The sequence below is a fragment of the Clavibacter capsici genome, from assembly GCF_001280205.1.
In the GTDB taxonomy this organism is placed as follows: domain Bacteria; phylum Actinomycetota; class Actinomycetes; order Actinomycetales; family Microbacteriaceae; genus Clavibacter; species Clavibacter capsici.
In genome coordinates this window covers 2,368,517-2,388,705 of the sequence record NZ_CP012573.1, presented here as the reverse complement: position 1 = coordinate 2,388,705, position 20,189 = coordinate 2,368,517, and the positions used below count along the sequence as shown (strand labels likewise).

Genomic DNA, 20,189 nt, shown 5'->3' with positions numbered 1-20,189 from the left:
GGGCACGTGGTCCCCGCGCGGCGCCCCGATGCTACCCCCGCACGGGGGCGCGGCGGTCCGGTCCGACAGCGTTCAGGTCGTCGCGGCGTCCCGCGCGTCGGCGATCCGCTCGGCCCGGCGCGTGCGGCGGCCCACGAGCTGCAGCACGAGCGCGACCAGCGCGCTCGCCGCGACGAACGCGCCGTAGACCGTGAGCACGATCGGGAGCCCGTCGGCCTCCACGAACACCCCCGCGACGATGCTCGGCACGCCGAAGGCGAGGTAGCTCGCGACGTAGACGGAGGAGAGGAGGCTCGCGCGCTGGTCGACGGGCGCCTCCGCCAGCACGAGCCGGAGACCCGCCTGGAACCCGGCTCCGAAGCCCACGCCGCCGATCACCGCGGCGACGCCGAAGAGGGGGAGCGACGCGGTCCAGATCGCGGCGACGAGGCCGACCGGCCCGAGCACGAGCGCGACCACGCCGACGATGAGGCTGCGGCGGGCGTCGCGCGTGCGGATCACGATGCCGGTGATCGCGCCCGTGCCCGTGAACAGGGCGATGGCCGAGCCCGTGAGCGCCGCGCTGTGCAGGCCGAAGGTGTCGCCGAGCACGGATCCGATGAAGGCGAGGAACATGCCGCCGAGCGCCCAGCTCGCGATCATGCCGCCGACGACCGCGGTGAAGACCGAGCGGGCGGCGCGCGGCACGGCGACCGACGGGATCAGCGACCGGAGCGCGCCCGCCCGCCGCGGCTGCCGCTCGGGCACGAACGCGACGGCGACGCCCGCCGCCACCATGAGCGCCGCGAGCACGACGAACACCGTCTCCTCGGGTGCCGGTCCGTAGGCCACGAGGAAGCCGCTGCCGAGCGCACCGACCGTGAGCGCGGCCGGCGGCACCACGCCGTTGAGGAAGGCGGCGAGGCCGGAGCGGCGGGTGGGCTGGTGGTCGATCATGCCGGCGCCGAGCGCGCCGGTGGCCAGGCCGATCGCGAGGCCCTGCAGGATCCGGGCGACCACGAGCGCGAGGCCGTCGTGCGCGAAGGCGAACACGAGCATCGCGGCGGTGGAGACGGCGAGCGCCCCGAGGATCACGGGGCGGCGGCCGATGTGGTCGGAGAGGCGGCCGGCCGTGAGCAGGGTCGCGAGGAGGCCGGCGACGTAGACGGCGAACACGACCGTGAGCACGACGGGCGGCAGCGCCCACTCCTCCTGGTACACGGGGTAGAGCGGCGAGGGCGCGGCGCCCGAGGCGACGAGCACGAGCAGCGTGAGCGCGTAGACGAGGAGGCCGGCGGCGGACTCGCGGCGTGCGGGCGCCGTGGCGGGCGCCGCGGGCGCGTGCGCCGCGGGGATGGATGCGGTGTCGGTGCGGCCGGTCGTCATGTGCGCTCCTCGCGGTGGGCGGATCCCGGCGCACGGGCGGCGGGGCGGGCTGCTCCCCGTCGAGCGGGCGGCCCTCGCGGGTCACGCTGGGAGCCAACGGCGGACCCGTCGCGGGAATTCCCCGGGTGGGGGTCGCCTAGGCTCGTGCGGTGGCCCATCTGCTGGGAGCCGAAGCGCTCCACCTCGAGTTCCCGACGCGCGTGATCTTCGACGACGTGACCATCGGGGTGAACGAGGGCGACCGCATCGGCATCGTCGGACGCAACGGCGACGGCAAGTCGACCCTCCTCTCCCTCCTCGCGGGACGCCTGGAGCCGGATTCCGGCCGCGTCACGCGCCGCCGCGGCGTCACCATCGGCGTGCTCGACCAGAGCGACACCCTGCCGGACGGCCAGACCGTCGGCGAGGCGATCGTCGGCGGGATCGACGAGCACGAGTGGGCGGGCAACCCGCTCGTCCGCGACGTGATCGACGGCCTCGCCTCCGACGTGCCGTGGGACGCCGACGTCGCCGAGCTCTCGGGCGGCCAGCGCCGCCGGGTCGCGCTCGCGAAGCTCCTCATCGGCGACCACGACATCCTCTTCCTCGACGAGCCCACCAACCACCTCGACGTGGAGGGCATCGCCTGGCTCGCCGGCCATCTCCGCCGCCGCTGGGCGCCGAGCTCGGGCGGCCTCATCGTCGTGACCCACGACCGGTGGTTCCTCGACGAGGTCGCGAACGCCACGTGGGAGGTCCACGACCGCCTCATCGAGCCGTTCGAGGGCGGCTACGCGGCGTACATCCTGCAGCGCGTCGAGCGCGACCGCAGCGCCGCCGTCTCCGAGGCCAAGCGCCAGAACCTCATGAAGAAGGAGCTCGCGTGGCTGCGCCGCGGGGCGCCCGCGCGCACGGCGAAGCCGAAGTTCCGGATCGAGGCGGCCAACGCCCTCATCGCCGACGAGCCGCCCGCGCGCGACACCGTCTCGCTCGCGTCCATGGCCATGCAGCGGCTCGGCAAGGACGTCGTCGACCTCCTCGACGTGTCCGTCAGCTACGGCGACAAGCAGATCCTCAAGGACGTCGAGTGGCGCATCGCGCCCGGCGAGCGCACCGGCATCCTCGGCGTCAACGGCGCGGGCAAGTCCACGCTCCTGTCGCTCGTCGCCGGGACCCTCCAGCCCACGACCGGCAGGGTCAAGCGCGGCAAGACCATCAAGGTCGCCGTGCTCACGCAGCAGCTCGACGAGCTGAAGGACGTGCTCGACGACCGCGTCTCCACCGTCATCGGCCGCCAGCGCACCACGTACGTCGCGGGCGGCAAGGAGATGACGCCCGGCCAGCTGCTCGAGCGCCTCGGCTTCACGAGCGCGCAGCTGTCCACGCCGGTCAAGGACCTGTCGGGCGGCCAGAAGCGGCGCCTCCAGCTCCTCCTCATCGTGCTCGACGAGCCGAACGTGCTCATCCTCGACGAGCCCACCAACGACCTCGACACCGACATGCTCGCGGCGATGGAGGACCTCCTCGACTCGTTCCCCGGCACGCTCCTCGTCGTGAGCCACGACCGGTACCTGCTCGAGCGCGTCACCGACCAGCAGTACGCGGTGATGAACGGGAACCTCCGCCACCTCCCCGGCGGCGTCGACCAGTACCTGAAGCTCCGCCAGCAGCCCGGCAACGCCGAGAGGTCGACGGTCGCGCGGCCCGACGAGGTCGGCGGCCAGGCCACCGCGACGCTCGGCGGATCCGGCGGCACGCAGCTCCAGGGCGCCGAGCTGCGGAACGCGCAGAAGGAGCTCGCGAGCATCACGCGGAAGCTCGAGAAGGCCGACACGCGCCGCCGCCAGGCCCTCGACGCGATGGCCGAGCACGACCCGAACGACTACGAGGGGCTCGCGAGGGCCAACGACGGCGTGCGCGCCATCGAGGCCGAGGTGGAGGCGCTCGAGTCGCGGTGGATGGAGCTCAGCGAGCTGCTCGAGGGCTGATCCGCCGGGACCTCAGTACGCGAGGATGCGGTCCGGCGTCGTGAGCGTGATGAGGTCGTCGCCCGACCAGGTCGCGCGCACGTCGCCCGTGATCATGCCCGTGGAGCCGTCGCGGTTGCGGGACGGGAACTCCGTGGTCCACGCGATGCGGAGGCCGTCGGACGCGACGCGGTCCGGCGACGCGCACGTGACGACGCCGGCGCCGCCGCTCGGGAACACCAGCAGGCACAGGTCGCCCGAGACGGAGAGGCCGGCGTAGAGGCCGACGCTCGTCTGGACCGCGCGGATCGTGGTCGCGTCCACGTCGGCGCGCACGGCCTTGGGCGGCCGGTCGCCGTCCTCCTGCGGGCCGTCGAAGATCGCGCCGACCGGGCGGCTGCGCTGGTCGGAGGTCGAGTCGGGGCCGAGGAGCGCGGGGCCGTCGGGGGTCGCGGCGGCGGGCGTGGATCCCGCGGCGGCGGCCGGTGGCGCGTCGCTGCCCGGGCTCGGGGTGCCGTCGGAGGCGCCGGTCGCGGGGGATCCCGTGCCGAGGGACGCGCCGACGGCGCCGCCCGCGAGCAGGCCGACGACGAGCGCGGCGGCCGCCGCCCCGGCGAGCACGCGGCGGGATCCGCCCGGGGACGGGGACGGGGACGGCGACGGCGCGTCGGGAGCGGGACCCGCAGCGTCCGCCGCCGGGTCCGTCGCCGCGGGCAGGTCGGCGTCGTCGGGACCCGCGGGACGGGCCGCGCGCTCGCGACGATCGAGCTCGGCCGCCGCGCGGATCCACCGCTCGTCGCCCGCGTCGGCGCCCTGCGCGTACACCAGGCGTCGCAGCTCCTCGAGGGGGAGCGCGGAGACGTCGTCGTCCTCGGGCATGGGCACCTCCGTGGCCGACCCTGCCACATCCTCGGGGCGACGGCGGTGTCCCCGTGTTACGGCCCGGTTCGACAGTCCCCCGCCCGGCCGCATACCGTCGAGGTGCTGCAGGGACGCGGCGACCGCTGTCGTCGGCGTCCCGCATCGCGAGCCGCCCGTGCGTCCGTCCCGCGCGCACCCCCGCGGCAGGTCCGCGCACCCGTCGGCGCACCGGCTCGTCCGCGTGCGCCCGCGCCGGTCGACATCCCCGCATCCCCGTTCCGCAGAAACGCCGCACCACCGGACAGCACCGGCCCCGCACCACCGAGAGGAACCCCATGACCACCCAGGCACCCCTGATCGACGCCCCGAAGCGGAGGAACCGCCTCGGCCTCATCATCGGCGCGGTCGTCCTCGTCCTCGCGATCGTCGCGGCCGTCCTCTTCTCCACCGGCGCCTTCTCCGGCGGCGGCAAGGCCGTCCGCATCGGCGTGGTCGGCGCGAGCGACCCGCAGTGGCAGCCCTTCGTGGATGCGGCGAAGGAGGAGGGCATCGACGTGGAGGTCGTGAACTTCTCCGAGTACACGCAGCTGAACCCCGCCCTGTCCGAGGGCGAGATCGACCTCAACCAGTTCCAGCACCTCGTCTACCTCGCGCAGTACAACGAGGGCGCGGGCGACGACCTCACGCCCATCGGCGCCACCGCGATCTACCCGCTCGCGCTGTACTCGCAGAAGCACGGCTCGGTCGACGAGATCCCCCAGGGCGGCACCGTCGTCGTCCCCAACGACGAGTCGAACCTCGCCCGCAGCCTGCTCGTGCTCCAGAGCGCCGGCCTCGTCACGCTGAAGGGCGGCGGGTCCAGCATCTCCACGCTCGACGACATCGACCAGGCCGCCTCCAAGGTCACCGTCACGCCCGTCGACGCCGCGCTCACCGCCACGTCCCTGCCGGACGCCGATGCGGTCATCATCAACAACGACTTCGTCACGGACGCGGGCCTCACCTCCGACGACGCCATCGCGCAGGACGACCCGAGCGACCCGAACTCCCTCGCCTACGTCAACGTGTTCGCGGCCCGTGCCGACGACGCGGAGGACGAGACCTACCTGAAGCTGGCGCGGATCTTCGAGGACACCCCGGCCGTCATCGACGCCCTCGTCGAGAACTCGGGCGACACGGCCATCCCGCTGAAGACCCCGGCCGGCGAGCTGCAGAGCATCCTCAGCACGACCGAGAAGGCCGTCGCCGAGAAGAAGGCGGCTCGATGACGGACGCCCCGCACGTCTCCCTGCGGGGCGTCGGCAAGCGGTACCCGCCGCGGGCGAAGGGCGAGCCGGCCCTCGACGCCCTCGCCGACGTCGACCTCGACATCCGCCGCGGCGAGGTGTTCGGGATCATCGGCTACTCCGGCGCGGGCAAGAGCACGCTCGTGCGGCTCGTGAACGCGCTCGAGCGGCCGACCGCGGGCACCGTCTCGGTCGACGGGCGCGAGATCCAGGGCCTGCCCGAGCGGGAGCTGCGGAAGCTCCGCCTCGGCATCGGCATGGTGTTCCAGCAGTTCAACCTCTTCACGTCGAAGACCGTGTGGGGCAACGTCGCGTACCCGCTCACCGTCGCGGGCATGCCCCGGGACCAGCAGCAGCGGCGGATCAGCGACCTCCTGCACTTCGTCGGCCTCGCCGACAAGGCGCACGCCCGGCCCGACGAGCTGTCCGGCGGCCAGAAGCAGCGCGTCGGCATCGCCCGCGCGCTCGCGACGAGCCCCGCGATCCTGCTCGCCGACGAGGCCACGAGCGCGCTGGATCCCGAGACCACGAGCGAGGTGCTCGCGCTCCTCCGCCGGGTCAACGAGGAGCTCGGCGTGACGATCGTCGTCATCACGCACGAGATGGAGGTCATCAAGTCCATCGCCGACCGCGTGGCCGTCATGGACTCCGGCCGGGTCATCGAGCAGGGCGAGGTCTTCGACGTGTTCTCGAGGCCCACGAGCGACGCCGCGCGCCGCTTCGTCTCCACGGTCGTCGCGGGCGTGCCCGAGCGGGACGAGGTGGAGCGCCTGCGGGCGCGCCACCCGGGCCGGCTGGTCACGCTGTCCTTCGCGGACGGCGGCGCCACGCAGACCGAGGTGTTCCAGGCGCTCGCCGCCGCGGGCATCGCGTTCGAGGTCGTGCACGGCGGCATCACCGACATCCAGGGCCGCACCTTCGGCAACCTGACCCTCGCGCTCGGGGGCGACCCCGCGCGCGTCGACGAGGTGCTCGCGGTCGACCGGGCCGGCGTCACCGTGACGGAGGTGGTCTGACATGGACGCGCTCACCCCGCTCCTGCCGCTCCTCGGCCGGTCCACGGTCGAGACGCTCACGATGGTGCTGCTCACCCTCCTGCTCGGCGGGCTCGGCGGCCTCGTGATGGGCCTCGGCCTCTACCTCACGCGCGCCGGGAGCCTCCTCGCGAACCGGCCCGTGTTCGCGGTGCTCAACGTCGTCGTGAACACGTTCCGTCCGATCCCGTTCGTGATCTTCCTGGTCGCCGCCCAGCCCCTCGCCCGCGCCGTCACCGGCACCGGCATCGGCCAGCAGGCGATCATCTTCACGCTGTCCCTCGCGGCATCGTTCGCCATCAGCCGCATCGTCGAGCAGAACCTGCTCACGGTGCAGCCGGGCGTCATCGAGGCGGCCCGGTCCGTGGGCGCGAGCCCCGTGCGGATCATCTTCACGCTGCTGATCCCCGAGGCGCTCGGGCCGCTGATCCTCGGCTACACGTTCGTGTTCGTCGGCATCGTCGACATGACGGCGGTCGCGGGCGCGGTCGGCGGCGGCGGCCTCGGCGACTTCGCGATCGTCTACGGCTACCGGCAGTTCGAGCCGGTCGTCACCTGGGCGGCGGTGCTCATCATCATCGTGCTCGTGCAGGTGGTGCAGCTCATCGGCAACCGGCTGGCGCGGGCGGCGCTCCGGCGCTGATCCTCCCGCTCGACCGCCGCGGCCGCCTCGCTACCTCAGCGAGGCGGCCGCGGCGCGCACGTGCCGGGTGAGGTCGGCGAGCACGGGGGAGTCCACGCTCCAGCGCTGCCAGTGCAGCGCCACGTCCACGTGGGATCCGGCGTCGAGCGGCACGAGCGCGCCCGACGCGACGAGCTCCTCGCTCTGCAGGTCGGGCAGCATGCCCCAGCCCATGCCGAGCGTGACGGCCGTGACGAACTCCGCCGACGACGGCACGTAGTGGCGCGGCTGGCCCGCGGGCGCGCGGCGGAGGCGGAGCCAGCGGTCCTGCATCGCGTCCTTGCGGTCGAACATGACGAGCGGCGCCGTGGCCAGCGCACCGGGCGTCGGGCCGTCGGGCAGGTGCGCGGCGACGTAGACGGGCGTCGCGAGGGCGCGGTACCGCATCCGGCCGAGCCGCTCCGAGGTGCAGCCCTGCACCGGGTCCTTCACGCTCGTGACGGCGGCCATCGCGGATCCGTCGCGCAGCAGGTCGAGGGAGTGGTGCTCGTCCTCGCGCAGCACCTCCACCGCCTGCCCGGTCTCGGCCGCGAGCGCCGCGAAGGCGGGCAGCAGCCACGAGGCGAGCGAGTCGCCGTTCACGACGACGGGCACCGCGGCGGTGCCGGCCCGCGGCGCATCGCCCTCGCCCACGCCGAGCAGCCCGTCGAGGTCGCGCTCGAGCAGGAGCACCTGGCGCGCGTGCCGCAGCACGGCGTCGCCCGCCTCCGTCGTGGTCGCCGGGCGCGTGCGGCGGAGGAGCACGCGGCCGGCGCTGCGCTCGAGCGCCGTGATCCGCTGGCTCACCGCGGAGGGCGTGAGCCGCAGCGCGCGGGCGGCCGCGTCGAGCGTGCCCGTGTCGATGACGGCGGCCAGGGTGCGCAGGTGCTCGGTGCGGATGTCCATCATCAGCGATGCTAATGGTGCAGCAGGAAGATGAGCTGGTCTGATGTGCGCGCGATGCCTAGCGTGGAGGCCATGCACCCGCTCGCCCACGCGCTCTCCGGCTTCGGCCTCGGCTTCTCGCTCATCGCCGCGATCGGCGCGCAGAACGCCTTCATCCTCCGGCAGGGCACCCGGCGCGAGCACGTGCTGCCCGTCGTGCTCATCTGCGGGGTCTCCGACGTGATCCTCATCGGCCTCGGCGTCGCGGGCGTCGGCGCGCTCATCGAGGCGGCGCCGGTCGCGATCGTCGTGATCCGCATCCTCGGCGCCTGCTTCCTCGCCGGCTACGCCGCCCTGTCGCTCCTCCGCGCCGTCGCGCCGCACGGGCTCGCGGTCGCCGCGTCCGCGCCCCGCTCGCTCGCGGCCGTCGTCGCCGCGTGCCTCGCCCTCACCTGGCTGAACCCGCACGTCTACCTCGACACGGTGCTCCTCGTCGGATCCGTCGCCGCGGGCCACGGCGACGGCCGCTGGGCGTTCGGCGTCGGCGCGATGGCCGCCAGCTGCGCGTGGTTCACGCTGCTGGCCACCGCGGCGCGCGTCTTCGCGCCCGTGCTCGCGCGCCCGTCCGCGTGGCGCGTGCTCGACACCGTCATCGCCGGCGTGATGCTGGTGCTCGCCGTGCAGATCCTGCTGCCCCTGGTGCCGGCCGGCCCGGGGGAGGGGGCGCGGATCGCCCTCGCCACCGCGATCTGCGCGGCCCTCGCCGGCGTCGTCGCCGCGTGGTCGGTCGCGCGGCGTCGTCGGCCTCGCGCGGATGCGGCCCGCGGCGAGGCGGCGACGGGCGACGCGCCCGCCGCCCCCGTCGCGGACGAGGTCGGAACAGTGGAGGCGTCCGCGCTGTTGAGGTGAGCATGACCGTCCCGCTCTCCATCCTCGACCTCGCCCCCATCGCCCCCGGGGAGACCGCCCGCGACAGCTTCGCCGCCTCCGTCGCCCTCGCCCAGCAGGCCGAGCGCAGCGGCTACCGCCGGGTCTGGTACGCGGAGCACCACAACATGGCTTCGATCGCCTCCAGCGCGACGAGCGTCCTCATCGCCCACGTCGCGAGCCAGACGTCCACCATCCGCCTCGGCTCCGGCGGCGTCATGCTGCCGAACCACTCGCCGCTCACCATCGCGGAGCAGTTCGGCACCCTCGAGACGCTGCACCCGGGCCGCATCGACCTCGGCCTCGGCCGCGCGCCCGGCAGCGACCAGGCGACCTTCCGCGCGCTCCGCCGCGACCCCGGATCCTCCGACCGATTCCCCGAGGACGTCGTGGAGCTGCAGGGCTTCCTCGCCGGCGAGAGCCAGGTGCCCGGCGTGTCCGCGACGCCCGGCGCCGGCACGCGCGTGCCCCTCTACATCCTCGGATCCTCGACCTTCGGCGCCCAGCTCGCCGCGGCCCTCGGCCTGCCGTTCGCCTTCGCGTCGCACTTCGCGCCCGACATGCTCCTCGACGCCATCACCATCTACCGCCGCGACTTCCGCCCGTCGGAGCAGCTCGACGCGCCCTACGCGATCGCCGGCATCAACGCCATCGCGGCCGACGACCGCGCCGACGCCGAGCGCCAGTTCGCCGACGTCCGCCGCGCGCGCCTCATGATGCTGCTCCGCCAGAGCGGCCAGATCCCGGCCACGCAGACCTTCACCGACGACGAGCTCGACCGCCTCCTCGAGGCCCCGGTCGGCGCGCACGTCGCCAGCATGATGACCTACACGGCCGTCGGCACCGGCGCCGAGGTCTCCGACTACGCGAACCGGTTCGCGGAGCAGGCGGGGGTCGACGAGGTCATCGTCGGCCACGCGTCGCAGCGCACGCCCGAGCGCCTCCGCTCCGTCGAGCTGATGGCGGACGCGCACGCGCTCGTCGCCGCCTAGCGCGGGATCCATGGCCGACGCCGCCGCGCCCGTCGACCCGCGCGCGGCGCTCGCCGCGCTGCGGGCCGACACGCTCGCGCTCATCCGCGGGCTCGACCGCGACGTGGCGGCCATCGTGGAGGCGCGCCAGGACGCCAACTCCGACGACGAGCACGACCCCGAGGGCGCGACCCTCGCGTTCGAGCGCTCGCAGTCCGACGCGATGATCCGCGAGGCTCGCGTGCGCCTCGCCGACGTCGACGCCGCGGTCGCGCGCCTCGACGCCGGCACCTACGGACGGTGCGAGGTCTGCGGCGAGGCGATCCCCGCGGGCCGGCTGGAGATCCGCCCGGCAGCGCGCCGCTGCGTCGCGCACGCCTGAGCGTGGCGTCAGGCCGAGTCGTCGTCGAGGTCGAGGATCAGCTGCCGCAGCAGGCCCGCCAGCACCTCGCGGTCGGCGGCGGGCAGCGTCTCGAGCAGCTCGGCCTCCTCGGCCACGAGCCGCGTGATCGCGGTGTCGACGCGCGTGCGCCCCGCGTCCGACATGACCACGAGGATCCCGCGCCCGTCGTGCGGGTCCGTGCGCCGCTCCACGAGGCCCCGCGTCACGAGGCGGTCGATGCGGTTCGTCATGGTCCCGGAGGAGACGAGCGTCTGCTGCAGGAGTGCCTTGGGGCTCAGCTGGTACGGATCGCCCGCCCGCCGCAGCGCCGACAGCACGTCGAACTCCCACGACTCGAGCTCGGACTCCTGGAACGCCGAGCGCCGGGCCCGCTCGAGCAGCCGGGACAGCCGGCCGACCCGGGAGAGCACCTCGAGCGGGGAGAAGTCGAGGTCGGGCCGCTCGCGCCGCCACGCGTCGACGATGCGGTCGACCTCGTCGCGGCTGGGCATCCCCCCATCATGCCGGTCCGGGGGCGTCCACCCGGTCGCTAGCGTGATGCGCATGGCCGACCTCCCCTCCATCCGCTCCGTCATGCCGTGGTGGTACGTGGCCGGCGCTGTCCTCTCCCTGGTCGTGACGCTGATCCTGAGCACGACGGCGAACCTGTTCCTCGCCCTCGCGCTGTGGTGCGGGCTCATCGTCCGCGAGGTCCGCGACCGACGCGGCGCGGAGGAGCCGTCCCGCGGGCCGGAGGGCCGGGTCGCGCTGGTCCTGACGCCGCTGTTCCTCGGCATGGCGGCGTTCGTCAGCCAGGTGCGGCCCTTCCAGCGGGACGGGGTCGACGGACGCGTCCTCGTCGGCGGCGCGGTCGCGCTCACGGTCAGCGGCCTGCTCCTCCTCGCCCTGCGGATCCACCGCGCCGTCCGGCGTCGCGCCCGCGACGCCTGACCGCCCGCCGCGCCCGGTCTCCGGGCCCGGGCACCTCTGGCAGACTCGACCTGCGCACGGCCGGGCCGTGAGCGGTCCGCCTTGGTGTAACGGCAGCACTTCAGCCTTTGGAGCTGTGAGGTCCAGGTTCGAATCCTGGGGGCGGAGCGACGCCCGCCGGCCGCGCCGGAGAGACGCAACGCAGATCAGGAGATCGCCATGACCGAGTCAGACAGCACGCCGAGGACCCGCGAGATCCCCATCGTGACGGGCGAGCTCGACGTCGACGGCGAGCCGCGCAGCCCGTCGATCGCCGTCGTGATCCTCGCCGCCGGCCAGGGCACCCGCATGCGCTCGCGCCTCCCCAAGGTCCTGCACCCGCTCGCGGGCCTGCCGCTCGTCGGCCACGTGCTCGCGACGGCGGAGGAGCTCGGCGCCCGCCACATCGTGACGGTCGTGCGGCACGAGCGCGACCAGGTGGTCGAGGCCGTCCGCGCCCTCTCGCCCGACGCCCTCGTGGTCGACCAGGACGAGATCCCCGGCACCGGCCGCGCGGTCGAGGTCGGCATCACGGCGCTGCCCGAGGGCTTCACCGGCCAGGTCGTCGTGCTCTCCGGCGACGTGCCCCTGCTCGACGCGGCGACCCTGCGCTCGCTCGTCTCCGCGCACCGCCAGGCGCGCAACGACCTCACGCTCCTCACCGCCCGGCTCCAGGACCCGACCGGCAACGGCCGCATCATCCGCGGCCAGGACGGCGCGTTCGAGGCCATCGTCGAGCAGAAGGACGCCACGGGCGAGCAGCTCCGCATCGACGAGGTGAACGCCGGCGTCTACGTCTTCGACGCCGAGGCGCTCCGCCAGACCCTCGGCGCCATCGGCACCGAGAACGCGCAGCGCGAGAAGTACCTCACCGACGCGGCCGACGTGATCCGCCGCGCGGGCGGTTCCATCGAGGGCCTGCCCGTGCGCGACAGCTGGCTCGTCGCCGGCATCAACGACCGCGTGCAGCTCACGGCCGCCGCCACCGAGCTGAACGCGCGCCTCATCCGCCGCTGGCAGCTCGCGGGCGTGACGATCCAGGACCCGGGCACCACGTGGATCGACGTCAAGGCCACGCTGGCCGCCGACGTCACGATCCTCCCGGGCACCCAGATCCTCGGCGCCTCCACGGTCGCCGCCGGCGCGACCGTCGGCCCCGACACGACCCTCCGCGACACCGAGGTGGGCGAGGACGCGGTCGTCCGCCGCACCGACGCGGAGCTCGCCGTCATCGGCGCCCGCGCCACGGTCGGACCGTTCTCCTACCTCCGCCCCGGCACGCGTCTCGGCGAGGGCGGCAAGATCGGCGCCTACGTCGAGACGAAGAACGCGGAGATCGGCGCGGGCAGCAAGGTCCCGCACCTCAGCTACGTGGGCGACGCCACCATCGGCGAGCACTCCAACATCGGCGCGGGAGCGATCTTCGCGAACTACGATGGCGTCGCCAAGCACCGCACCGAGGTGGGCGACCACGTCCACGTCGGCTCGCGGAACGTCTTCGTCGCACCCGTTAGGATCGGTACCGGCTCCTACACGGGTGCCGGTGCCGTCATCCGCAAGGACGTCCCGCCCGGCGCACTCGGCATCTCGGTGGCGCCGCAACGCAACATGGTCGGCTGGACCGAGGCGAAGCGACCGGGCACCCCCGAGGCCCGGGCCGCCGTCGAGGCAGCCGACGGGCACCAGGACGCGCCGTCCGGGACCGAGCACACCGAGCAGCACTGACGAGACGGAGTCCCGTGTCCGCAATCAAGACCGCCGGAGAGAAGCGCCTCGTGATCGTCACGGGCCGCGCGCACCCCGAGCTCGCCGAGCAGATCGCCCAGGAGCTCGAGACGACCCTCGTGCACACCGACGCGCGGACCTTCGCCAACGGCGAGCTCTACATCCGCTACGACGAGAGCGTCCGCGGCAGCGACGCGTTCGTCATCCAGTCGCACTCGGCGCCCATCAACGAGTGGCTCATGGAGCAGCTCATCATGGTCGACGCGATGAAGCGGGCCTCGGCCAAGCGGATCACCGTGGTCGCGCCGTTCTACCCCTACGCCCGGCAGGACAAGAAGGGCCGCGGCCGCGAGCCGATCTCCGCCCGCCTCGTCGCCGACCTCTTCAAGGCCGCGGGCGCCGACCGCATCATGTCGGTCGACCTGCACGCCGCGCAGATCCAGGGCTTCTTCGACGGCCCCGTCGACCACCTCTTCGCGATGCCGGTGCTCCTCGAGCACATGCGCTCGGTGCTCGACTCCTCGACCCTCACGGTCGTCTCGCCCGACATGGGCCGCGTCCGCGTCGCCGACATCTGGAGCGACAAGCTCGGCGCCCCGCTCGCCATCATCCACAAGCGCCGCGACCCGAAGGTGCACAACCAGGTCACCGTGCACGAGATCGTCGGCGACGTCTCCGGTCGCGTGTGCCTCCTGGTGGACGACCTCATCGACACCGGCCGCACCATCGTCTCCGCCGCCGAGGCGCTGAAGAAGAACGGCGCCACGGGCGTCGTGGTCGCGGCGACGCACGCGGTCTTCTCCGACCCGGCCACGCAGATCCTCGACAGCCCGCACATCGACTCGGTCGTCGTCACGGACTCGCTGCCGATCCCCGAGGAGAAGCGCTGGGACAAGCTCACGGTGCTGCCCATCGCGCCGCTGCTGGCGCGCGCGATCCACGAGGTCTTCGACGACGGATCCGTCACCAGCATGTTCGACGGCGCGGCCTAGGCCCGAGCGCACGAGCGCGGGCCGCCGTCGCGGGCGGCTCGCGGGTCAGTCCCGGGAGTTCCGCTCCACGACCTCGCGCGCCACGCGCCCCGAGGGGATGAGGCCGAGCGAGACGATGTGCTCGTCGCCGCCGAAGGCGTGCTGCGTGTAGCACTCGTAGCCCACGACGCCGGGCCCGAAGAGCTGGAACCGCACCTCGTAGGAGGGGGAGTCCGGCCGCTCGAACCGCACGAAGTCGGCGCAGGCCATGTCGGCCGTGCTCGCGCCGACGCGCACCATGGTGACGAGGCCGGGGAGCAGCAGGCTCACGATCCCGACCACGACGACGACGCGCATCACGAGCAGCGTGCGCTTGCTGCGCAGGCTCCGCGGGCGGTGCGGCTCGTAGCCCGCGAGCTCCGGGTGCTCGTCGTCGTCCATCCGCTCCAGTGTGACAGAGGCCCGTCGCCGAGCCGAGCCGAGCCGCGCCCCTGCCGACGGGCGCGTGTGCAGGGTCGGCCCGCGGGCCACCCGGGCCTGCCTACGCTTCCGGCGACCGCGGCGACCGGTCCGCGGCCCCTCTTCGACGACGATGGAAAGGATTCGTGTGAAGAGCGAGATCATGCGTCGGGCTTCACTCATGTCGGCCGCGCTGCTGGCGCTGGTGCTGGGGGTGACGGGCGCGGTGATGGGTCCGGCACCCGCTGCGCACGCGCTCTCGGGCTACCGCGTGTGCGGCGTCTTCAACTCCTCGACCCGTGGCGACCTCTACGGCACGGGCCTCGTGGCGATGATCTACAAGGACGACCACAACAACGAGACCTGCTCGAAGAAGATCGACTTCATGCGGGACCACTACGGCTCCGCCTACGCGGGATCGAGCGCCCGCAGGACGTTCATCATGGTGGACTGCGAGACGTTCGGAGCCCGGATCGGCGAGGACGACGAGGTCGACATCTGCCGCGACATGGACGTCAACCTGATCTACAGGTACACGTCGAAGTACGACGCCAGGTACCCGGGCGGCGCCGCGGGGATCTCCTTCTGGCACAGGTGAGCGCCCCGAGACGGGACGAGCCCGCCGGTCCTCGACCGGCGGGCTCGCGTCGTGCGACGGGCGGTGCCGCTAGTGCGTGTCCTCCGCCTCGACCTCGGAGCGGTCGCCCGACCACAGCGTGTGGAAGGTGCCCTCCTTGTCGGTGCGGTGGTACGTGTGCGCGCCGAAGAAGTCGCGCTGCCCCTGCACGAGGGCGGCGGGCAGGCGCTCGGAGGCGAGCGAGTCGTAGTAGCTCAGCGCCGACGCGAAGCCGGGCACCGGGATCCCCGACAGCGCGGCGACCGAGACGACCCGGCGCCAGGCCTGCTCGCCGTCGGCGACGGCCTTGGCGAAGTACGGGTCCTCGAGGAGCGTCGCGAGGCCGGAGTCCTTCTCGTACGCCTCGACGATGCGGTTGAGGAACTGGGCGCGGATGATGCAGCCGCCGCGCCAGATCTCCGCGACCTTGCCCTTGTCGATGTCCCAGCCGTACTCCTTCGCGCCCGCGATGATCGCGTCGAAGCCCTGCGCGTAGGCGACGACCTTGCTCGCGTAGAGCGCGGCCCGCACGTCGTCCTCGAAGGTGTCGCCGCCGGACTGGATCTCGGGACGGCTCGTGATGGTGGCCTGCACGGCCTTCCGCTGCTCGGGCTTGGAGGACACGGCGCGCGCGAACACGGCCTCCGCGATCCCGCCCACCGGCACGCCGAGGCCGACCGCGTTCTGCACCGTCCAGACGCCCGTGCCCTTGGACCCGGCCTGGTCGACGATCACGTCGACGAGGGGCTTCCCGGTCGACGCGTCCGTCTGGCGGAGCACCTCGGCCGTGATCTCGATGAGGTACGACTCGAGGTCGCCCCCGTTCCACTCCTCGAACACGTCCGCGATGGCGGCCGGCTCGTGGCCGCCCACGCGGCGGAGGAGGTCGAAGGACTCGGCGATGAGCTGCATGTCGGCGTACTCGATGCCGTTGTGGATCATCTTCACGAAGTGGCCGGCGCCGTCGGTGCCGATGTGGGTCACGCAGGGCTTGCCCTCCGCGACCGCCGCGATCGACTCGAGGATCGGGCCGAGGGTCTCGTAGGCCTCGGCGGTGCCGCCGGGCATGATGCTCGGGCCCTTGAGCGCGCCCTCCTCGCCGCCGGAGATGCCGGCGCCGACGAAGTGGAGGCCCTTCGCGCGGACCTCCTTCTCGCGGCGGATCGTGTCGGTGAACAGCGCGTTGCCGCCGTCGACGATGATGTCGCCCTCCTCGAACGCCTCGGTCAGCTGCTCGATGACCGCGTCCGTGCCGCGCCCGGCCTTCACCATGATGATCGCCGTGCGGGGGCGCTGCAGCGATGCCGCGAACTCCTCGATCGTGGTGGCGGCGACGAAGCCGGCCTCGGGGTGCTCCTCGATGAGGTCGGTGGTCTTCTGCGTGGTGCGGTTGTACACCGCGACCGTGTTGCCCTCGCGGCTGGCGAGGTTGCGGGCGAGGTTCGAGCCCATCACCGCGAGCCCCACCACCCCGATGTTCGCCGTGCCCTGCTGGTCATCTGACATCTGATGCCTCCTTGTCGACAGTCGTCCTCAGGCTACTCGCGGGCCCCCGAGCGTCGGCGGGGCCCCAGGGGCGGTCTCGTAGGATGGACGAGCGCACCCACACGGTCGCGCCGCACGAGTTCCTCACCGAACCGCAGGGAGTGATCCGCATCGACGCCGTCCGCCCGTTCCCGCCCGTGATCGTGATGGGGGTCTCCGGATCCGGGAAGTCGACCGTGGGCGAGCTCCTCGCCCAGGACGCCGGCGTCCCCTTCCTCGACGGCGACGACCTGCATACCGAGGCCAACCGCCGCAAGATGGCCGAGGGCCACGCCCTCGACGACGACGACCGCCGCCCGTGGCTCGAGGAGGTGGGCCGCGCGCTCGCCGGCCGTCCCCAGGGCGGACCCGTCGTCGCGTGCAGCGCGCTGAAGCGCTCCTACCGCGACATCCTCCGCGCGGCCGCGCCCGACGCGGTCTTCGTGCACCTCGCCGGCGACCACGAGCTCCTCGCCGAGCGGCTCGGCGGACGGGAGGGCCACTTCATGCCGTCGAGCCTCCTCGCCTCGCAGCTGCGCACGCTCGAGCCGCTCGGCGACGACGAGCAGGGGATCACGCTGGACATCGCCGACGACCCGGTGGCGCTCGCCGACGCCGCCGTCCGCGAGCTGCTCCCCGGCGGGCGCACGGCGTCGCCTGGACGCGTCGACGACGCGCCCGCCACGGCGACGGAGCCCGCCGAGGCGGTGCCCGAGGCGGACGTCCCCGAGCTCGTCCGTGAGGCGCGGTCCGACGACGACGTGCCGCACGCCGACGCCGACGCCGAGCCGGTCGTCGCGACGGCGGGCGCGGGCGCCCCGGCTGCCGCCGTCCACGAGCCCATCCGCGTGGCGATCGTCGGCTGCGGCGTCATCGGCACGCACCACGCGCGCGTCCTCGCCGAGCACCCCGAGTTCCGCGTCGCCGCGCTCGTCGACGTCTCGTCCGCCACCGCCGAGGAGCTCGCCGACGTGGTCGTCGACGAGCTGCGCGCCGACCGTCCGCGCGTCTTCGCGCACCTCGGCGACATGATCCGGGCCGACGCCGCCGAGCTCGTCGTCATCTGCACCCCGAGCGGCCTGCACATCGGCCTCGCCGAGGAGGCGCTCGCCGCCGGCCTCCACGTGGTGATCGAGAAGCCGCTCGACGTCGACCTGGCACGCGGCCGCCGCATCGCCGAGCTCGCGCGCGAGGCCGCCGAGCGGGGGATCCTCTCGACCGTCATCAGCCAGCACCGCTTCAACCCGTCGAGCGTCGTCGTCGACCGGGCCGTCCGCTCGGGCCGCCTCGGGCGCGTGACCTCCGCGGTCGCGAGCGCGCCGTGGTGGCGCAGCCAGGGCTTCTACGACTCGGGCCACTGGCGCGGGACGTGGGACCTCGACGGCGGCGGCGCCCTCATGAACCAGGGCGTGCACACGCTCGACCTGCTCGTCTCCTACCTGGGCCGTCCCGTCGAGGTCTACGCGCAGACGGCGCTGCTCGCGCACGACGGCATCGAGGTGGAGGACGTCGCGGTCGCCGTGATCCGGTTCGCCTCCGGCGCGCTCGCCACCATGCAGGCGACCACCGCCGGCTACCCGGGCCTCGACACCCGCGTGCAGGTGCAGGGCACGCGCGGATCCGCGGTCATCGAGGCCGGATCCCTCACCTACTTCCACGCGGCGCCCGAGTCGGGCGTGCCCGCGCAGGCGGACGTGCGCAACGACGCGGAGCTCGAGATGCACGCGGCCGAGCTGCCGCGCTCGCCGCGCCTCGACAACACGTACCTCGAGGGCCACTACCGCCAGTACGACGACATCGCGGACGCCCTCCGCACCGGTCGCCCCGCGGGGGTCACGGTGGACGACGCGTTCCTCTCGCTCGCCACGGTCGTCAGCGTCTACGTCTCGGCCACGCTCGGCACGCCGGTCGCGTTCGAGGACGTCGTCGACGGCGTGCACGACGGCCTCCGCCTCCGGGTCGGGCAGTCCACGCCGCCCGCACCGGGATCCCCGGCGCCCGCTCCCGCCGACGCGTCGACCGGGGACCCGTCCGTCCGGTAGCATCGGGGGTTGAACTTCGGCGAGGGATCGCACGGCGGCGCGCGAGCGCGGCGGCGATCCGTTATCGACGCGGTGGACGGGGCTCGCACCTCATTCCTCACGCGCAAGCGTTCGAGCAGACGACAGGCACACGACGCGAGCCCTCACGGGCCGCACTAGGAGCGACACCATGGTTGACAACAACCTCACCGCGGAGCTGCGCACGCAGTTCGGCAAGGGCGCGGCCCGCAAGATCCGCGCGATCGGCAAGATCCCCGCGGTCATCTACGGCCACGGCACCGACCCGCAGCACGTCACGCTGCCGGGCCACGAGCTCATGCTCATCATCCGCAAGGCGAACCAGATCATCACGCTCGACATCGAGGGCACGCCCCAGCTCGCGCTGGTGAAGGACGTCCAGAAGGACCCCGTGCGCCAGATCATCGAGCACGTCGACCTCATCGTCGTCCGCCGCGGCGAGCGCGTCGAGGTCGAGGTCCCGATCCACGTCGAGGGCGAGTCCTACCCCGGCACGATCCACAACCTCGAGAACACGTCCATCACGGTCGACGTCGAGGCCACCCACATCCCCGAGTCCTTCGTGGTCTCCATCGAGGGCTTCGAGGAGGGCACGCAGGTCACGGCCGGCCAGGTCACCCTGCCCGCCGGCGCGAACCTCGTCACCGACCCCGAGACGCTCGTGCTCGCGGTCTCGGTGCCCCAGCTCGACCTCACGACCGACGCGGAGGACGCGGCGGCCGAGGGTGACGAGGGCGTCGAGGTCACCGGCGAGGGCGGCACCGGCGACGAGGTCGTCGACGCCGACAAGTAGCACCCCGGCGGCCCCCGGTCGCCCGCTGCCCCGGCAGCACCAGCACGACAGCACGACAGCACCACGGAGCCCGTCGGCCGCCGTCCGGGACACCGGCAGCGGCCGGCGGGCTCCGCGCATCCGCCCCGGATGCCATCGACCTACCGAGGAGAGCGCACGTGGACGACCGGACCCTGCTCGTGGTCGGCCTCGGCAACCCCGGACCGCAGTACGCGGGCACGCGCCACAACGTCGGCCAGATGGCGCTCGACGTGCTCGCCGACCGGATGCGCGCCTCGTTCCGCTCGCACCGCGCCAACGCGCAGGTCGCGGAGGGCCGCGCGGTGCCGGGCGGACCGAAGCTCATCCTCGCGAAGCCGAGCTCGTTCATGAACCTGTCCGGCGGGCCGGTCGCGAACCTCCTCAAGTACTTCTCGCTCGACGCGTCGCAGCTCGTGGTCGCGCACGACGAGCTCGACATCCCCTTCGACGCCATGAAGCTCAAGCAGGGCGGCGGGCACGGCGGCCACAACGGGATCCGCGACATCATCTCCTCCGCCGGCACGGGCGACTTCACGCGCGTCCGCATCGGCATCGGCCGCCCGCCCGGCCGCCAGGACGCCGCCGACTTCGTGCTCAAGCCCTTCTCCTCCACCGAGCGGCAGGTGCTGCCGAACGTGCTCGAGGACGCGGCCGACGCGATCGAGATGATCGCCTCCGACGGGCTCATCGCGGCGCAGCTCCGGTTCCACACCGCCGCGTCCTGATCCGCGCC

Annotated in this window: 20 protein-coding genes and 1 tRNA gene; 15 read left to right on the top strand and 6 right to left on the bottom strand. The window is 73.5% G+C overall.

Going from position 1 to position 20,189, the window contains the following annotated elements:
• Positions 1 to 72: 72 nt before the first annotated feature.
• Positions 73 to 1,365: an MFS transporter gene (locus AES38_RS11150; protein ID WP_053775040.1), complete on the bottom strand. Its 1,293-nt coding sequence runs from the start codon at positions 1,363 to 1,365 to the stop codon at positions 73 to 75.
• A 149-nt stretch (positions 1,366 to 1,514) separates the two neighbouring features.
• On the opposite strand from AES38_RS11150, the gene AES38_RS11145 reads away from it, so the two are divergent.
• The gene (locus tag AES38_RS11145) at positions 1,515 to 3,332 is read left to right on the top strand and encodes an ABC-F family ATP-binding cassette domain-containing protein (protein WP_053775039.1); all 1,818 of its coding nucleotides are present in this window, start codon (positions 1,515 to 1,517) and stop codon (positions 3,330 to 3,332) included.
• Positions 3,333 to 3,344: 12 nt separating this feature from the next.
• Here the strand turns inward: AES38_RS11145 and AES38_RS11140 are convergent, their stop codons facing one another.
• On the bottom strand, positions 3,345 to 4,190 hold the full coding sequence (locus AES38_RS11140; protein WP_053775038.1) for a hypothetical protein: 846 nt from the start codon (positions 4,188 to 4,190) through the stop codon (positions 3,345 to 3,347).
• A 317-nt stretch (positions 4,191 to 4,507) separates the two neighbouring features.
• Here AES38_RS11140 and AES38_RS11135 point away from each other — a divergent pair, with 317 nt between their 5' ends.
• Genes AES38_RS11135 through AES38_RS11125 form a run of 3 tightly spaced genes read left to right on the top strand, consistent with a single transcriptional unit; the run spans position 4,508 to position 7,135 of the window.
• Positions 4,508 to 5,440: a MetQ/NlpA family ABC transporter substrate-binding protein gene (locus AES38_RS11135; RefSeq protein WP_053775037.1), complete on the top strand. Its 933-nt coding sequence runs from the start codon at positions 4,508 to 4,510 to the stop codon at positions 5,438 to 5,440.
• Positions 5,437 to 6,474: a methionine ABC transporter ATP-binding protein gene (locus tag AES38_RS11130; protein ID WP_053775036.1), complete on the top strand. Its 1,038-nt coding sequence runs from the start codon at positions 5,437 to 5,439 to the stop codon at positions 6,472 to 6,474. Before AES38_RS11135 ends, AES38_RS11130 begins: the two co-directional genes overlap by 4 nt.
• Before the next feature lies 1 nt (position 6,475).
• Positions 6,476 to 7,135, top strand: coding sequence for a methionine ABC transporter permease (locus tag AES38_RS11125; protein WP_053775035.1), 660 nt, complete (start codon positions 6,476 to 6,478; stop codon positions 7,133 to 7,135).
• 30 nt (positions 7,136 to 7,165) lie between these two features.
• Here the strand turns inward: AES38_RS11125 and AES38_RS11120 are convergent, their stop codons facing one another.
• A complete protein-coding gene (locus tag AES38_RS11120) occupies positions 7,166 to 8,062 on the bottom strand; it encodes a LysR family transcriptional regulator ArgP (RefSeq protein ID WP_081001885.1) in 897 nt (298 codons plus the stop codon).
• Between the two features lie 69 nt (positions 8,063 to 8,131).
• On the opposite strand from AES38_RS11120, the gene AES38_RS11115 reads away from it, so the two are divergent.
• Genes AES38_RS11115 through AES38_RS11105 form a run of 3 tightly spaced genes read left to right on the top strand, consistent with a single transcriptional unit; the run spans position 8,132 to position 10,318 of the window.
• Positions 8,132 to 8,947 (top strand): LysE/ArgO family amino acid transporter, encoded by an 816-nt coding sequence (locus tag AES38_RS11115; RefSeq protein WP_053775780.1) that lies wholly within the window; start codon positions 8,132 to 8,134, stop codon positions 8,945 to 8,947.
• A 2-nt stretch (positions 8,948 to 8,949) separates the two neighbouring features.
• A complete protein-coding gene (locus AES38_RS11110) occupies positions 8,950 to 9,957 on the top strand; it encodes an LLM class flavin-dependent oxidoreductase (RefSeq protein WP_053775034.1) in 1,008 nt (335 codons plus the stop codon).
• Positions 9,958 to 9,967: 10 nt separating this feature from the next.
• Positions 9,968 to 10,318 (top strand): TraR/DksA family transcriptional regulator, encoded by a 351-nt coding sequence (locus AES38_RS11105; RefSeq protein ID WP_053775033.1) that lies wholly within the window; start codon positions 9,968 to 9,970, stop codon positions 10,316 to 10,318.
• Between the two features lie 8 nt (positions 10,319 to 10,326).
• On the opposite strand, the gene AES38_RS11100 is transcribed toward AES38_RS11105, so the two are convergent.
• Entirely contained in the window at positions 10,327 to 10,830 is a 504-nt protein-coding gene (locus AES38_RS11100) for a MarR family winged helix-turn-helix transcriptional regulator (protein WP_053775032.1), read from the bottom strand.
• 52 nt (positions 10,831 to 10,882) lie between these two features.
• Between AES38_RS11100 and AES38_RS11095 the strand changes: the two genes are divergently transcribed.
• The 4 genes from AES38_RS11095 (at position 10,883) to AES38_RS11080 (ending at position 14,004) form a co-directional block, all read left to right on the top strand.
• On the top strand, positions 10,883 to 11,269 hold the full coding sequence (locus tag AES38_RS11095; protein WP_157883529.1) for a hypothetical protein: 387 nt from the start codon (positions 10,883 to 10,885) through the stop codon (positions 11,267 to 11,269).
• A 75-nt stretch (positions 11,270 to 11,344) separates the two neighbouring features.
• Positions 11,345 to 11,416 (top strand) — tRNA-Gln (locus AES38_RS11090).
• Positions 11,417 to 11,467: 51 nt separating this feature from the next.
• Positions 11,468 to 13,012, top strand: coding sequence for a bifunctional UDP-N-acetylglucosamine diphosphorylase/glucosamine-1-phosphate N-acetyltransferase GlmU (gene glmU, locus AES38_RS11085; RefSeq protein ID WP_053775030.1), 1,545 nt, complete (start codon positions 11,468 to 11,470; stop codon positions 13,010 to 13,012).
• Between the two features lie 14 nt (positions 13,013 to 13,026).
• On the top strand, positions 13,027 to 14,004 hold the full coding sequence (locus AES38_RS11080; protein ID WP_053775029.1) for a ribose-phosphate diphosphokinase: 978 nt from the start codon (positions 13,027 to 13,029) through the stop codon (positions 14,002 to 14,004).
• 45 nt (positions 14,005 to 14,049) lie between these two features.
• On the opposite strand, the gene AES38_RS11075 is transcribed toward AES38_RS11080, so the two are convergent.
• Positions 14,050 to 14,424 (bottom strand): hypothetical protein, encoded by a 375-nt coding sequence (locus AES38_RS11075; RefSeq protein WP_053775028.1) that lies wholly within the window; start codon positions 14,422 to 14,424, stop codon positions 14,050 to 14,052.
• Positions 14,425 to 14,605: 181 nt separating this feature from the next.
• Here AES38_RS11075 and AES38_RS11070 point away from each other — a divergent pair, with 181 nt between their 5' ends.
• Positions 14,606 to 15,040, top strand: a complete 435-nt coding sequence (locus tag AES38_RS11070) for a hypothetical protein (protein WP_157883528.1) — start codon at positions 14,606 to 14,608, stop codon at positions 15,038 to 15,040.
• 69 nt (positions 15,041 to 15,109) lie between these two features.
• Here AES38_RS11070 and gnd read toward each other — a convergent pair whose 3' ends face one another.
• A complete protein-coding gene (gene gnd / locus AES38_RS11065; protein ID WP_053775026.1) occupies positions 15,110 to 16,564 on the bottom strand; it encodes an NADP-dependent phosphogluconate dehydrogenase in 1,455 nt (484 codons plus the stop codon).
• 83 nt (positions 16,565 to 16,647) lie between these two features.
• Between gnd and AES38_RS11060 the strand changes: the two genes are divergently transcribed.
• From AES38_RS11060 to pth, 3 genes are all read left to right on the top strand, one after another.
• Positions 16,648 to 18,624, top strand: coding sequence for a gluconokinase, GntK/IdnK-type (locus AES38_RS11060; RefSeq protein ID WP_053775025.1), 1,977 nt, complete (start codon positions 16,648 to 16,650; stop codon positions 18,622 to 18,624).
• 169 nt (positions 18,625 to 18,793) lie between these two features.
• Positions 18,794 to 19,435: a 50S ribosomal protein L25/general stress protein Ctc gene (locus tag AES38_RS11055; RefSeq protein WP_053775024.1), complete on the top strand. Its 642-nt coding sequence runs from the start codon at positions 18,794 to 18,796 to the stop codon at positions 19,433 to 19,435.
• Between the two features lie 158 nt (positions 19,436 to 19,593).
• A complete protein-coding gene (pth, locus tag AES38_RS11050; protein ID WP_053775023.1) occupies positions 19,594 to 20,181 on the top strand; it encodes an aminoacyl-tRNA hydrolase in 588 nt (195 codons plus the stop codon).
• The last annotated feature ends 8 nt before the right edge of the window (positions 20,182 to 20,189 follow it).